At 34.2% G+C, this 14,444-nt stretch carries 14 protein-coding genes and 1 tRNA gene; 4 read left to right on the top strand and 11 right to left on the bottom strand.

Going from position 1 to position 14,444, the window contains the following annotated elements; all coding sequences use genetic code 11:
• Positions 1 to 16: 16 nt before the first annotated feature.
• From EKM77_RS06570 to trpS, 5 genes are all read right to left on the bottom strand, one after another.
• On the bottom strand, positions 17 to 451 hold the full coding sequence (locus tag EKM77_RS06570) for a MarR family winged helix-turn-helix transcriptional regulator (protein WP_125593267.1): 435 nt from the start codon (positions 449 to 451) through the stop codon (positions 17 to 19).
• Positions 452 to 581: 130 nt separating this feature from the next.
• Positions 582 to 929 (bottom strand): cupin domain-containing protein, encoded by a 348-nt coding sequence (locus EKM77_RS06565; RefSeq protein WP_125593266.1) that lies wholly within the window; start codon positions 927 to 929, stop codon positions 582 to 584.
• Between the two features lie 38 nt (positions 930 to 967).
• Entirely contained in the window at positions 968 to 2,218 is a 1,251-nt protein-coding gene (locus EKM77_RS06560; protein WP_125593265.1) for a PTS ascorbate transporter subunit IIC, read from the bottom strand.
• A 203-nt stretch (positions 2,219 to 2,421) separates the two neighbouring features.
• The gene (locus EKM77_RS06555; protein ID WP_125593264.1) at positions 2,422 to 3,438 is read right to left on the bottom strand and encodes a LacI family DNA-binding transcriptional regulator; all 1,017 of its coding nucleotides are present in this window, start codon (positions 3,436 to 3,438) and stop codon (positions 2,422 to 2,424) included.
• Between the two features lie 86 nt (positions 3,439 to 3,524).
• Positions 3,525 to 4,541 carry a tryptophan--tRNA ligase gene (gene trpS, locus EKM77_RS06550; protein ID WP_125593263.1) on the bottom strand — a complete coding sequence of 339 codons (1,017 nt, stop codon included), beginning with the start codon at positions 4,539 to 4,541 and terminating at the stop codon, positions 3,525 to 3,527.
• 283 nt (positions 4,542 to 4,824) lie between these two features.
• Between trpS and helD the strand changes: the two genes are divergently transcribed.
• Entirely contained in the window at positions 4,825 to 7,092 is a 2,268-nt protein-coding gene (helD, locus tag EKM77_RS06545) for an RNA polymerase recycling motor HelD (protein WP_125593262.1), read from the top strand.
• Positions 7,093 to 7,278: 186 nt separating this feature from the next.
• Here the strand turns inward: helD and EKM77_RS06540 are convergent, their stop codons facing one another.
• Both EKM77_RS06540 and EKM77_RS06535 read right to left on the bottom strand, forming a co-directional pair.
• Positions 7,279 to 7,944 carry a CPBP family glutamic-type intramembrane protease gene (locus EKM77_RS06540; RefSeq protein WP_125593261.1) on the bottom strand — a complete coding sequence of 222 codons (666 nt, stop codon included), beginning with the start codon at positions 7,942 to 7,944 and terminating at the stop codon, positions 7,279 to 7,281.
• 87 nt (positions 7,945 to 8,031) lie between these two features.
• Positions 8,032 to 9,915: a collagen-binding domain-containing protein gene (locus EKM77_RS06535; RefSeq protein ID WP_125593260.1), complete on the bottom strand. Its 1,884-nt coding sequence runs from the start codon at positions 9,913 to 9,915 to the stop codon at positions 8,032 to 8,034.
• 231 nt (positions 9,916 to 10,146) lie between these two features.
• Here EKM77_RS06535 and EKM77_RS06530 point away from each other — a divergent pair, with 231 nt between their 5' ends.
• On the top strand, positions 10,147 to 10,866 hold the full coding sequence (locus tag EKM77_RS06530; protein ID WP_125593259.1) for a VIT1/CCC1 transporter family protein: 720 nt from the start codon (positions 10,147 to 10,149) through the stop codon (positions 10,864 to 10,866).
• Positions 10,867 to 10,949: 83 nt separating this feature from the next.
• Here EKM77_RS06530 and EKM77_RS06525 read toward each other — a convergent pair.
• Both EKM77_RS06525 and EKM77_RS06520 read right to left on the bottom strand, forming a co-directional pair.
• Positions 10,950 to 11,023: transfer RNA gene (locus EKM77_RS06525), tRNA-Thr, on the bottom strand.
• Between the two features lie 50 nt (positions 11,024 to 11,073).
• Positions 11,074 to 11,595, bottom strand: a complete 522-nt coding sequence (locus EKM77_RS06520; RefSeq protein ID WP_125593258.1) for an HdeD family acid-resistance protein — start codon at positions 11,593 to 11,595, stop codon at positions 11,074 to 11,076.
• A 116-nt stretch (positions 11,596 to 11,711) separates the two neighbouring features.
• On the opposite strand from EKM77_RS06520, the gene EKM77_RS06515 reads away from it, so the two are divergent.
• Positions 11,712 to 12,365 (top strand): metal-dependent transcriptional regulator, encoded by a 654-nt coding sequence (locus EKM77_RS06515; RefSeq protein WP_125593257.1) that lies wholly within the window; start codon positions 11,712 to 11,714, stop codon positions 12,363 to 12,365.
• A gap of 119 nt (positions 12,366 to 12,484) precedes the next feature.
• On the opposite strand, the gene EKM77_RS06510 is transcribed toward EKM77_RS06515, so the two are convergent.
• Positions 12,485 to 12,823, bottom strand: coding sequence for a carboxymuconolactone decarboxylase family protein (locus EKM77_RS06510; protein WP_125593256.1), 339 nt, complete (start codon positions 12,821 to 12,823; stop codon positions 12,485 to 12,487).
• Positions 12,824 to 12,954: 131 nt separating this feature from the next.
• Here EKM77_RS06510 and EKM77_RS06505 point away from each other — a divergent pair, with 131 nt between their 5' ends.
• Positions 12,955 to 13,473 (top strand): GNAT family N-acetyltransferase, encoded by a 519-nt coding sequence (locus tag EKM77_RS06505; protein WP_125593255.1) that lies wholly within the window; start codon positions 12,955 to 12,957, stop codon positions 13,471 to 13,473.
• A 137-nt stretch (positions 13,474 to 13,610) separates the two neighbouring features.
• Here the strand turns inward: EKM77_RS06505 and EKM77_RS06500 are convergent, their stop codons facing one another.
• Positions 13,611 to 14,396 (bottom strand): DUF975 family protein, encoded by a 786-nt coding sequence (locus EKM77_RS06500; RefSeq protein WP_125593254.1) that lies wholly within the window; start codon positions 14,394 to 14,396, stop codon positions 13,611 to 13,613.
• Positions 14,397 to 14,444 lie beyond the last annotated feature (48 nt).

The following is a 14,444-nucleotide window of genomic DNA, read 5'->3' as shown; positions in this document are numbered from 1 at the left end:
TATTGTTTTTTATTACCTATTTGGAAAGTTGAATACCATCAATATTGGCATATACCTTAGTCAAAATATGTTCTAACTGATTTAACTCTTCATCAGTTAAATTTGAATAAAGTTCCTCATTAGCGTCTTTAAAATCAGCTCGAAGTCTTTTGACAAATTCAGCACCCGATGTAGTAATTTGAACAATTTTCTTACGACGATTAGCGGGATCAACCTCTCGAACCACGAAATCCATCTGCTCTAATTTTTTTAAAGATCGAGCAATGATCGCGCCATCAAATAAAGTGATCTCTCCAATTGTTTCTTGATTGCAATCAGGATGTCGGTTAACGATCATCATTACTATACTGTCGACCATATTCAAATCTGTATCTTTTAGATACGCTCGAATGATCCGCTTTTTTTGCATAATAAATCTAACCGCAAAACCAATTAAATTATAATCATCCATTTTTAACCTCACTAAAATAAAAATAAAGTTGTAAAATAGCAACAAAAAATATGCTATACCCAACTCTTGATAAAATCAAGAGTTAAATACAGCATATTTTAAGAAAACGTTTTTAATTTTTTAACTAATTTTATAAAAAGTCTTCACGGATCGGATTAAATGAATCAATCAATCTGGAATCATCTTCCAAAGGAATACAACCATGTTCTAAATTACTTGGGAAATAAATTGTATCTCCAACATGGACTTCATTAGTATCTGTGTGATCAGGATATTTAATAGAAAATTTGAATGAACCTTTCAATACATAAGTCGTTTGAACGTGGACATGTTTATGGTATGGGATAACAGAGTCTGGGGCTAATCCTTTTTCAAATACTACTAAGGTATTCATTAAACCATCGCCATATGAAAGTACCTTTCTCAAAGTGTTGTCGTCTACTCTACCTAATTCGATATCTTTATCATAAAAAAACATAATATATACTTCCCTTCTATTTTATAAATATTGATCAATTAAAACCAACGGAATATCAACCAGAATAATCCTGCTAGACCAATCATATCTGGATCTGCAAAAGTCGTTCCGTGAACACCGAGTGTACTGAATAATGCTAATGAAACTGCTGGCATAATTGCTAATAATAATCCATCAATGGCGCTAGAAATGACAGCACCACGGATCCCACCTTCAGCATTACCTAAAATTGCTGAAGCTCCACCAGTAATGAAGCAAGCCATCAATCCTGGTACGATGACTGGCATTCCAAATAGTGGCAAGATAACGATCATAACTACACCAACTAAAAATGAAACTAAGAATCCGATCAAAGCGGTATTAGGTGATTTATCAAATAATACTAAAACGTCAACACCTGGAATAGCACCTGGAGCAAAGATTTTAGCAAATCCTTTAAATGCAGGTACAATTTCGTCGATAAACATCTTAATACCAGCCTTAACAATATAAAGACCAGCGGCAAAAGTCGCAGCATTCTCAAGTGAGAAAATGAATGATCCTTCACCTAAGGTAACTTTAGCTAAAACAGATTGTTGCGCAAAAATACATGTAACAATAAACAAAATAAACATTGTTAATGTCGTAGCCACAATTGAATCTTTAAGAAACATGATCTTATCGTTCATCTTAACTTTTTCAGCATCGTGTTCTTTATTACCAAATCTTTTAGCAACAAAAGAACCTAAAATATATGCCAAACTTCCTGAATGTCCAATCGTATAATCTTCTGAATTAATAACATCTTTAGCATAATGTCCCAATAAACTTGGAGAAATGGCCATGTAAAATCCCAAGCCGATACCGCCAAATACAATTGCCAACACATTGCTCAAGCCGGTCATCTGGAAGACAGCAGCAATTGCAAAGGAACTAAAAAGTGCCAAATGTAATGATAAGTATACAGCCTTGAATCTAGTAAATCTTGCCACTAAAATATTTGTTACTAAACCAACGACTAAAATCAAAGAGGCAATACTTCCCAAGCTCTTCATAGTCATTGCCATCATGGCCTCATTACTAGGAACGACACCTTGCAGGTTGAATGCACTATTGAACAATTTACTAAAGGCCGTCAAAACATCAGCCAAAATACTACTACCCATCTTGATCATTGAAAAACCAACAAAAGAGATAATGGTTCCAGTAATAACTTTTGAAGGCTTGTTCTTCATTGCAATCAAACCGATCAATGTTACTAAAGCAATGATGATAGCCGGTTTTTTAATGATTTCAATAAAAATACCCATCAGAATACCCCCATTAAGACTTAATTTAGGCTTCTTTGCGCAAAGAAATCCGTTTACATAAACCGGTTTAGTAAACCGCCAAAAAAAATTCAGCCTCACTAATTTAACTCATTTAAGTTGTTAACCCAAATTGACTAAACCGGTTTATCTGAATTTAGTATAACGCTTGTGAAGATCTTTGCAAGCGTTTTCTTTTTTATTTTTTAAATTAAATCCTTAATCGAGGATCGTTGATGTATTTCTGGTTCGTATCGTGTGACGTTAGAGCTGTCTTTAGAATTATATTTGTCTTTAATGATTTCCAGTAATAACTCTGAAGCCTTCTCGCCAATTTTACTAACTGGTTGTGCTAAAGTCGTGATCTCGGGTGTAAACAAACTGGCAAAACTTACGTTATCGATCCCTACTAAAGATAGCTTATCGGGAACAGATATATTATTCTTCTTGACCCACATTAAAACCGTTTCGAGCAACATGTCATTAGTAATTACTATCGCTGTTGGCGGATTGTCAAGGTTCATTAATTCAGTTAACTTATTACTAACTTCTTCTACTTGACAATTAATGACATATTCTGGTTCATATTTGATTTTGTTTTCTTCTAAAGCTTGATTGTAACCTTCCATTCGTTCAACACGAGTGGTAATTCCATCACCTAATGGTAATGTTAAAATGGCAATTTTTTCATGACCATTTTCAACGAATAATTTAGTTGCTTCATAACCTGCAGCTTTATTATCAAGCAATACACTAGGAATCTCGACCCCCTTTAGCAGACGGTCAACAAACATGATAGGAACTCTTTGTTTTCTAAGACTAATGTAAAATTCCTTGTTTTCATAAGTTGGGAAAACGATAATTCCATCTATCTGACGTGCTAAAAATGATTCTATTAACTCTCTTTCTTTATTTGGATCATCATCTGTTTTAGCGATAATAACTGAATAACCTATTTTTTGAAAATAATTTTCAATTGAAGCCAGTAATTCTAGTGAAAATCTAGATGATAAATTGGCACAAATAAAGGCAACAACATTGGTGTTTTTTTGCTTCAAACTTTTGGCGATTTGATTAGGGTGGTATTCTAATCGATCAATCGCCTCGGCTATTTTTTGACGTGTAGTAGTGCTCATATATTGATAGCGTTTATTCAAAAACTGTGAAACTGTACTTTTTGATACTCCTGCTTCAAAAGCAACGTCATTAATTGTGGGTTTCATTTTTTCTCCTCATAAACAAATAGATTTCTTTTAAAAAACATCCTTATTCTGTTGCGTAATAAGGATGTTTTTTTATAGATATATCTTTATTTAAAATAATCGACACCAATTGCACTTCGTACTTCAGAAAGGGTTTGATTTGCGACTTCGTTAGCCTTTTCACTACCCTTTTTAAGAATATCATAAACTCCTGGTAAATCCTTTTCATATTCAGCACGACGTTGACGAATTGGCTCTAGCAATTCTTGTAGGACTTCATTTAGATAACGTTTTACTTTAACATCGCCCAAGCCACCAGCTTGGTATTGTTCCTTTAGTTCTGCTACTTTGTCAGTATCGGTTGCAAAAGCATCTAAATATGTAAAGACAGTATTGCCTTCAATTTTACCTGGGTCTTCAACATGAATGTGATCAGGATCAGTATACATGGACATGACCTTCTTTGTAACCTCATCAGCAGGATCGGACAAATAAATGCAATTTCCTAATGATTTACTCATTTTGGCATTGCCATCAATACCAGGTAATCTACCTTGGCCTTTTGGTGGGAATACTCCTTCTGGTTCAACTAAAACATCTTTATTGTAGGTGCTATTAAAAGTACGGACAATTTCTCTTGCTTGCTCAAGCATTGGTTCTTGATCATCACCAACTGGAACTGTATCGGCCTTAAATGCTGTAATATCTGCAGTTTGACTAACAGGATATGTTAAAAAGCCAGCCGGGATACTTTGGCCAAACTTCTTTTGTTGAATTTCTGATTTAACGGTTGGATTTCTTTCCAAACGTGATACAGAAACAAGATCCAAATAATACATTGTCAATTCATTCAAAGCCGAAATTTGTGATTGAACTAAAATATTAGTTTTAGCAGGGTCGATTCCAACTGATAAATAATCCAAGGCAACTTGGATCAAACTGTTACGAACTTTTTCAGGATTTCTAGCGTTGTCAGTAAAAGCCTGCATATCAGCAATCATGATAAACATCTTGTACTTACCTTCATTTTGTAACTTAACTCTGTTTTTAAGTGATCCTAAATAGTGTCCAATGTGAAGTTTACCTGTAGGACGGTCTCCAGTTAGAATTGTATTTGTTTTCATAATTTCCTCCTAAATTTAGCATAAAAAAAGCGTTCTATTGAAATTATCAATAGGACGCTCTCACGTGGTGCCACCTGTTTTGTAGAATATCTCTACCACTCTGCGGCTGTAAGGTGACCACCCATTCCATTTCCTAATTCAAGGTTGATAACTCTTTCAGCCAAGGAGTCATTCTCTGATTCAACTTACTTGAAATAGTACTTAAAAATGCTTATGCTTTAGTATACTCTAATTGCTTATAGCATAGTGAAAAACCAACAAATTGTCAATGAGAGGTACTTTAATGACGGTTAATGAAACAAGAGAAGAAGAACAAAAACGAGTTTATCAAATTGCAGATAAAGTCGATGAAAAAATTGAACGAGCTACTGAAAATTTAGCTAAAGCTCATACTGAAACTGGCAAGATCGAACGTAATTATGGGGAAAATACCAAGGTCAATACTTTTGAGGTCGATGACCAAATGGAAACAAACGCTTCAGTTCAGCAACAGAAACAATTGGTTTCTTTGGCGGTCGAAAATGAAAACATCCTGGAATCAAATAAACTAAAACTTGAAAATTTACAAGGATCTCCATACTTTGGACGTATTGATATTGTAGAAGATGGTGAAGAGGATACTTTATATATCGGAACATCTACACTACAAGATGACGATGGTGAATTTCTAATTTATGACTGGCGGGCACCAGTTTCTGGGATCTATTACAACGGTACTCTTGGGAATGTCAGCTACCCAACACCAAATGGTACGGCAAAAGTTGATCTCAAGAAAAAACGTCAATTTCAAATTGTTAAAAATGAAATAAAAAATATGTTTGATACCAACGAAACAGTTGGTGATGAAATTTTACAATCAGTTTTAAGCGAATATAACGACGAATACCTTAAAAATATTGTGGCAACTATTCAACATGAACAAAATACTATTATTAGAGATACCAAATCAGATGTTTTACTTGTTCAAGGTGTCGCCGGTAGTGGTAAAACATCTGCCATTCTTCAACGAGTTGCCTATTTGCTTTATCACAGCCGTTCGACACTTGATGCTGATAAAATCATCTTGTTCTCACCTAATAGACTATTCAGCAACTATATTTCAGAAGTCTTGCCTAGTCTAGGTGAACGAAACATGCGCCAAGTCACATTAAATGAATTTATTTCATTGCGACTGACCGGTATTCAAGTTGAAACAATGTTTGAACGCTATGAAAAAGATGAACGCAATCTTCCCGAAACGACTATAAAAATTCGTTTATTCAAAGAAAGTTCCGACTTTTTAAACAAGTTAGAAGAAATAGAACAATCTAATAAAGATCATACTTTATTCTTTGAAGATATTATTTTTGAAGGTAAGCCTTTCTTTACTAAAAAAGAAATTTCAGAAATTTATGATTCTAAAAATAAAGCATACAGCATCCCTGATCGTTTTCTAAAAACTAAGAATACCTTGATCAATCGCCTGAAGAAACGCATTCATGATGATAGAGATGAAGATTGGGTTCAAGCAGAGATAGATAACCTTTCTGATGAGGACTTCCAACAAATAATTACAGATAACAATATTGAAGAATCTACTAATCAGCGCTCAATTATTGCCGAAAAATTTCTTCGAGATCGATATGCTCCAATTTACAATGCCTTAATAAATAACTATTTCTTTGATCCGTATAAAGAATATCTATTTATTTTGAATAATCTAAAGCAAAACTTAGTTTCAGATAGTATTTGGAAAACTATGATCGAATCGATCGATCAAAATGTGGAAACTCATAATTTAGGACTTAGTGACGCCGTGGCGATCCTTTATCTACGTAATTTCATCACTGAAAGTGGAATCAATCGAAATATTCAGCATATCTTTATTGATGAAATTCAAGATTATACTATGGCTCAACTACAATATATTTCTAAGTCATTTCCAAATGCCAAATTAACTTTACTTGGTGATAAGGCTCAAGATATCTTAACTAGTTCATATCGTAATAAAGATCTGATCACTGGTATTCATGAATTATTTGAAAATAAAAAAGTAACTACGATAACGTTAAATCAAAGCTATCGTTCAACTGCTGAAATCACTAATTTTGCAAAATCTCTTCTTCCTAATGGTGATGAAGTTAAATCATTTTCAAGAAAGGGTGAAGACCCAGTTATTAAAGTTTTCAATGATGAAGGTGACTATTACAAAGGATTAAAACAAATAGCCCGCGAACTGAATCAACGATATGGAACTGTGGCTATTTTAACTAGAAATCAGGCCCAGGCTGAACAAGTTTATACTCACTTCAGCGATGAATCTTTAGTAACCTTAGTTACTGCCGATTTTCGTTCAATTCCAAAAGGTATTTTAGTTTTACCTATCTACTTAGCCAAAGGCCTAGAGTTTGATGCTGTCATCGGACATAACATTTCCAGTGAAAATTATCCCGATGCTAGAAGCCGTGATACACTTTACACAATTTGTACCCGTGCCATGCATAGTTTAACAATTTGTGCCGAAAAAGAACTCTCACCACTATTAAACAAAACTAAAACAACTGTTAGTTAGACTTCAAAAGCCGTCGCTATCTAAAAAAGATAACGGCGGCTTTTTTTGTTTGATTATACCAATAAGGTACTCAGTTAATACTGCTGCATCAAAAGAGAAATTGATCAATTCAAGAATCATTTTATCACCTCATTAGCTTTTGAAAACAGACTAACAGATGAATGTAAATTTTTTATAAAGTAAGTCTTAAATTAAAATAGTTCCCACAACAGCACTAATGACTGCTACCAATAAGGCCATTTTTTCGTCTTTTGTATATAAATATGTCAATGCCATACACCAGCCAAGGGCTGTATTCATGAAAAACTGAATTACTGATCCTGGTAGTGTTATTGCACCAGCAATCAATCCACTGACAATAATACCCAGAATAGCGTTTGCTGACGTGCTGCTTCTAAAGAAATAATTGAAAAAGAATCCTGTTTGAACCATCTGTTGTTGAACAGCGATTATCAAAACGTTAGCTACCAAGTTAAAAAAGAATACTTTTTGATCCGAACTAGCAACATCATCGTTTACAAATTGCGGAAGTTTACCAGTGACCTGCAAATAGCTGACAGCAATTCTCATTGCACATACTAAAATGATCATCAGTGCTACAAATCCAAAATTAGCTGATAAAGAATCCATAAATTTTTCTGGATTATCTGTAAACGAGCGTCTCTCTCTTAAATATCTTCTTACCATTAAAAAGGTCAAAAATAGCCCAACAATAAAGAATACAGCTGCCAAGGTATTATTTAAACCTTTTTCAGTAGCAACAATATTTTTTAATGCCAATGTTCCAACAGCAAAAACGATCCAAATTAAATACCTAGTAAAATCGGTACTTTTAGATTCTCCTACGCGCATAATATATCTTCCAATCAATAAATTTTCTAAGTAATTATATCATACGACAATTATTTATTAGCTTGAGCTTAAGATTTGCCAACAAATTTAAATATCTTTACGTTTCTTATAACCAAATACACCAACGATTGCCGCTAAAACCACGCCTAATAGACTAATCAATCCTGTTGTTTTCATTCCTGTTTGTGGGAAAGAAGCGCCAGTTGATTTGTTAGTTGTTGCATTAGTGGATCCAGTAATTAGACCGTCTTGATTATTTTCTGATGATCCATTAGTGATCGATCCACCTGGAAGTAATCCTTCTGAATCTCCGTTATTTTCATCTGATTCTTCTGGATATTCTGAATCAGTTGGTGTTTCATCCTCTTCATTACCATCATTTTCGTCTGGTTTTTCAGGATCAGTTGGTGTCTCACCGTCTTCATTACCATCATTTTCATCTGGTTTTTCTGGGTCAGTTGGTGTTTCACCATCTTCGTTTCCATCATTTTCATCAGGGACTAAAGGTTCTTCTGGATCAATTCCCTCATTTCCCCCATCTTCATTTTCATCTGGCAATTGTACATCTATTCCTGGTAAAGTCATTGGTTCTTCAAAATCAGTTTCTTTATCAGAACTATCTTGCAGATCCCAACGGTGAGTTTCGGCGTTAACGTTTACTTTATCAGCGACAATATTTCCATCTAAGTTTTGATTAGCATTGATTGTTGCTGCTGGAGCTAAAATACTGCCTTGGAATGGACGGTCAACATTGATCGTCCCATTATAAATTTTATTACTTGCTGTACTATCGTAAAAGTTCCAAAGCAGATGATTATCGCCAAAGTATTCTGTTTCTTGATTAGGACGTTCCTCATCTGAAGTTTCACTAGGGTCTGGACGATCCTCATTGTTGTTATAGATAACTTTAATTTGAGAAGTGATCGTGTAGTCTGGGTCGCCTTCTGTATCAACGTTGATGATAACAGTTGTCCCATCTGGATCTTTAGATAAACCGGCAATAGTCAAAGGTGTATTTGAATTTAAGACATCTTTTGAGAGATTTATAACAATTTGATTTTGATCGTTAGGACGATAATCTTGTAAATTAATGACACGATTATTTTGGTCGGGAAAATCAGATGCAGTAATTTCCACATTTGGATCCATTAGAGAATAGGCTTCTGATTTAACATCTAATTCTGAAAAGATTTTAGCAAAATCAATATAAACATTGCCATTTTTATCTTCATAAGTTTCAGATTTAGTCAAACTATCAATATCAGTGCCATCAACATTAGTTCGATTGGGATTAGAAACATTTACATCGACATTATCGCCAAAAACCACTTTGTTAGTCCGATTGTTACCTGCGGAAACAAATGAACTGCTAGCGATCTTATTTATATTTTGAATATAAGAAATATCTTTATCCAAAAGTTCTTCTTTAATATTTGTACCAAAATTAACATTTCCGTTTAAAGTACCAACCGCAATATTACCGTTAGTATGGGCGTTTAATGTTGCTTCATTGGCAAAGATATGGAAGTATGCGGCATAATCCAATAGATTTGTCTTAGATGGTAAATCATCTTCAACATTGCCACCATCTTGAACATCCGAGTTTGCTGCATATGTTGCGGGTTGTGTTGTATTTGAACTTGTAGCTTGAGTTGTTGTTTGTGCGGGTGCTTGTGTTGTTGGTGCTTGTGCCATTGATTGAATATACATTCGATTACTATTCGTTGAAACAGCATTCGTTGGTGCTTTTGTTTGTTGTGTTTGTACTGGAGCAGACTGATGATCTGTTTGTTGATTATTAGTTTGATCAGTATCGGTATTAGTAGTTGTACTTGTAGTCACATCCGTTGCCGGTTGCGTGTTTGAACTTACCTCATCAGCGTATGTATTATTAGAAACCACTATAAATGAAAGAACGGCAGCACTAGTTGCCACACACGAAAGTGCCCATTTACTTCCTTTTTTAGTCATCAATTTTGCCCCCTCGACAAAAATTCTTTTAATAATTTTATAAACAAATAAATTATCACGCTGTAAATCAGAACTGTCAAACCAGCATTTATGCTCTTAAACGCCATTCACAAACGATAAGAATATCCATTTTGTCAACCTTTTTATATAAAAAATATTCCAGTTCTATTTGAAAACGTTTGTGAACGACTTATAATGTAAATAATTAATAGTTGTTAGGGAGATTAACATATGAAAAATGGAATATCCTTGAACACAGTAAAAATGCAAAAATTAACTAATAATTATCGTTTATCAGAAAAATTAAACGTTATTCGAGCCGGTGTTTTAGGAGCAAATGATGGAATAATTTCTGTTGCCGGTATCGTTTTAGGTGTCGCTGGTGCCAACCAAGGTCAATTAGCACTTTTGATCGCCGGTTTATCTGGAATGTTCGCCGGTGCTTTTTCTATGGCTGGAGGCGAATATGTTTCCGTCAGTACCCAACGAGACACACAAAAAACAATGACCAAATTTCAAGAGGCTACTTTACAAGCGCATCATGATGAAGAAACTGATCGTTTAACTAAAAAATATATTAATGATGGTCTTTCTCCAGAATTAGCAAGAAAGTGTTCTGCCGAATTGATGAAATCTCACGGTTTGGAAACAACCTTACGAAGTAAGTACAATATTGAGTTACATCACTATTTCAATCCTTGGCACGCTGCCATTTGTTCCTTTTTTTCATTTATTTGTGGCGCCATATTACCATTGATGTCCATAACTTTGATTCCTGATCCCTACAAAATCGTTGGTACAATGTTTGCTATGATTTTAGCTTTGATGGGTACAGGTTATATCAGCTCTAAATTAGGTCACAATAATCCTATAAAATTCATTATTAGAAATGTTATTACCGGTAGTCTGACCATGTTGATAACTTATTTGATCGGTGGAACTTTAGGGTAGAGTATCAAATTAATATTCAAAAATAAAAAAAGATTCCCGTATTAATTAAATACAGGAATCTTTTTAATCGTAAACTAATATAGAGCCGTCTATCGGATTTGAACCGACGACCCCCACCTTACCATGGTGATGCTCTACCTATCTGAGCTAAGACGGCATATTCATCTTTAATTCTATCAGATAAGGTATTTTTACAAAATACTTTTTTTAAAATGCTTCAATAATTTCGGCGATCCCAGTAGCAAAGAAGAAAAATGATAACATAAAGACAATTACTCCCCCTGCTAGAACTGGATTAAATAATAACACTACGGCAAAAATCAAATTTAAGATACCAACTATTACGATCAGCCAGTAATATTTTTTACCAAAGAAATGATAGAACCTCGAGGTAAGCAACTGAAAACAAGCATCTAATAAGAACCAAATTGCAAAAATATAAATAGTTACCCTAACCCCTACATTGATATGAGCAATAAACACGATACCAATTATGATGTTCACAATTGCTGCTAAAATTGTCCAGCCATTGTTGGAACCAAGGTATCGTCCCATTTGTGAACCAAACCAAAGTTGATATACACCTCTTAAAATAGCTGCAAATCCCAAAATATAGGCAATTGTTGATAGACTATTTAGTGGATACCAAACGACTAAATAACCAACATATAGCGACAAAAGTCCAAAAATCAATCCAAACCAATCTATTCTACGTTTCGGTACATTCATATATTCTCCCCCTTCCTATACTAAATATTTTAACATTATTGATCCTCAAAAAATTTCAATCTGCGTTATAATTAATTAACTAATATAGAAATTAGTTCACACGAAAGGTAAAAAAATTGTCACCTAACAAAGAAAATTATCTTAAAACTATTTACGAATTGAATTACGATTTTACTAAAATTACTAATAAACGTATTTCAGAGATCATGAATGTCTCCGCCCCTTCAGTTACAGAAATGCTAAATTCCTTAGCAAGTGAGGGTTATTTGACGCATTCTCCTTACAATAAAATCACCTTAACGCCTAAAGGTAACAAGGTATCAGAAAAACTAGTTAAAACGCATCGTCTATGGGAAGTATTCTTACATGATTGTCTAAAGTATCCCGTTGATAATGTCCATAATCACGCCGATGCCCTAGAACACTCATCAGATGATGACTTAATGAACCAGCTAAATGATTTCTTAGGTCATCCCCAACGTTGTCCTCATGGTGGAATTATCCCTGGAAACGGCCAAGGAGAGACCGATGCTGATGATGAACTTTTAAGCATGGTTAAAGATGGGACGAATGCTCAAATAGTTCGTATCTCTGATAACTATGACTTTTTACAATATTTTGGAAGTTTAAGTCTTGAGATAGACGATGTCATTAAAGTAGTCAAACATGAAAAATTCGATGGTTCATTAGTCGTTCAAAAAAATGACGGAACAATGTTAACTATTGGTGCCAAAGCCATCGACTACATATTCGTTGAAGAACGCAAGTAAAAAAACGCATCCATTCATCTGCCGACGATAGCAAATGAATAGATGCGTTTTTGTTTTAAAATTACTTTTAAATAAGTTTCAAGAGCTTCCTCGTTCCCTTTGCTTATTTATTTGGAGTCTTACTTAAGAAGTTCGTCCATAGCCTCAAGTGCTGTTCCACCATAAACATAGGCTGGACCACCACTCATAAGAATTGCCGTATTGACAGCTTCAACAATCTCTTCTCTTGTTGCGCCTGCTTCAATAGCGTTATTCAAATGATCTAAAATACAGCCTTCACAACGAATTGAAATTGCCACACATAAACACATCAATTCTTTGTTCTTATGTGAAATTGCACCATCCTCTAGGGCAGCGGCATGCATAGCCAAAAAGTCTTTAGCAACTTCACCAGATGCTTTAGTCAATGTTCCATAGTTCTTATTAATTGAGTCTAAACGATCTTGATACTTTGCCATTCCCCTTGCCTCCAAGTAGTTTTAAATTTCGATTTATATGTTACCGCTTTCATATTAAGAAAACAAAAACGTGAAAAACATAACTTGTTAGTTATACTATAAACAAGAGAAACTTTTATTGGAGAAAAATCATGTTAATTTTAGAAGAGAACAAAACAAATGCTGATATAAGCCAAATTGAAAGAGTTTACAGAGAAAATTTTTCAAGTAACGAAAGAATACCAACTTGGTTTTTTAAATCTAGAGCCAAAAAAAATTTTGTCAGATTGTTCAGTATATACAATGAATCACAATGGGTCGGTTTTACATATGTCGTTAGAAACAAAGATACCGCTCTAGTACTTTATTTAGCAATCGATAAAAAATTTCAAAATCAAGGCTTGGGTGGTAAGGCTTTAGAACAGTTAACTAGAACCTTTCATAAAAAACATATTTGCCTGCTGACACCTTCTTCAAATGATTCAAATCGACAATTCTACCTCGATCATAAATTTAAAAAGGCCGATTTTATGCTAAAGAAATCTAACACACTTTATGAAGTCATCCAATTTGGTGATAAGCTAAGCGGAATGGAATTAACTGAAACTATCGATAAGTTTTATGGACCTATTTTGAAGTTGCGCTCACGCACACAAATTATTAAGGTGTAGGAAACAGAGCGTGCCATAAGGCAGTTAGGGACTGAGCATATTCGTAGATAAGCGGAAGTCTCTGCCTTATGGCACGCGTTTCAATAAATAAAAAGGATGTGGCTTTCGCCACATCCTTTTGTCGTATTAATTAACATTTACTTACTTGCAGTTATTCTTTCATAAAAAGCAGCCAAAGTAAGTTGTTCATATGGGTGTAGCCAAAGTGACAACAATTCCGATGTCATCAAATTCAAAATTTCCCAAAAGAAAAATTCGATTCCTAATAATAACAACGAAAACTTATAACCACGCATCAAACGTGAACTGCCACTAAAACTTCCAAATGCTGATCTCAATGACCATTTGCCAGATGAACTCAAATTATCTTTAAAAACTAAGAATATTTGAGAAAACATCAACATAAACCAAATACCAGGAATTATATAAACGGCAAAACCAACTTCAACAAAAAATCCTAAGATAACTAAGAGCATTACTACTGGGAAAAAGTATCGTGAACTGAATACTTTTAGACTGCCCTTTAAGGCATTTATCTGCGAATCTGGATCTCTCATATAATCAACTAATGTATATGAGATCCCAATACAAATCATTAAGAAAAACAATGTAAATGCATAGATGGCCAAATTAGTTGCCGGTGTCAACGTCAAAACATATTTTGAAGATGTTTCCGGATTAGTCGACATCGTTTGCATTATTTTGCTTAACTTTTCAGCAGCTTCTTGAGTATTACTTAAACTGATCCCCAAGTTTGCAAACCACTGTGTATAAATTTGAACCATAAAATACATCCCGATAAAACGCATGATGATCGGAAAAATATTTAAAGCAATATTACCTTTGATATCTTTTCTAAACGTCTTTCGTGCTTGTTTTCTAACTTCAGGCAGTGAAACTCTTTTATAATTAGCGTTATTCATTTATATCCCTCACAATAACGCCATTATATCAAAACTTATCTTACTAAA

It is taken from the genome of Companilactobacillus baiquanensis, from assembly GCF_003946605.1.
Lineage (GTDB): Bacteria > Bacillota > Bacilli > Lactobacillales > Lactobacillaceae > Companilactobacillus > Companilactobacillus baiquanensis.
Note: the sequence above shows the minus strand (reverse complement) of the source record. Positions and strands in the feature narration are given on the sequence as shown.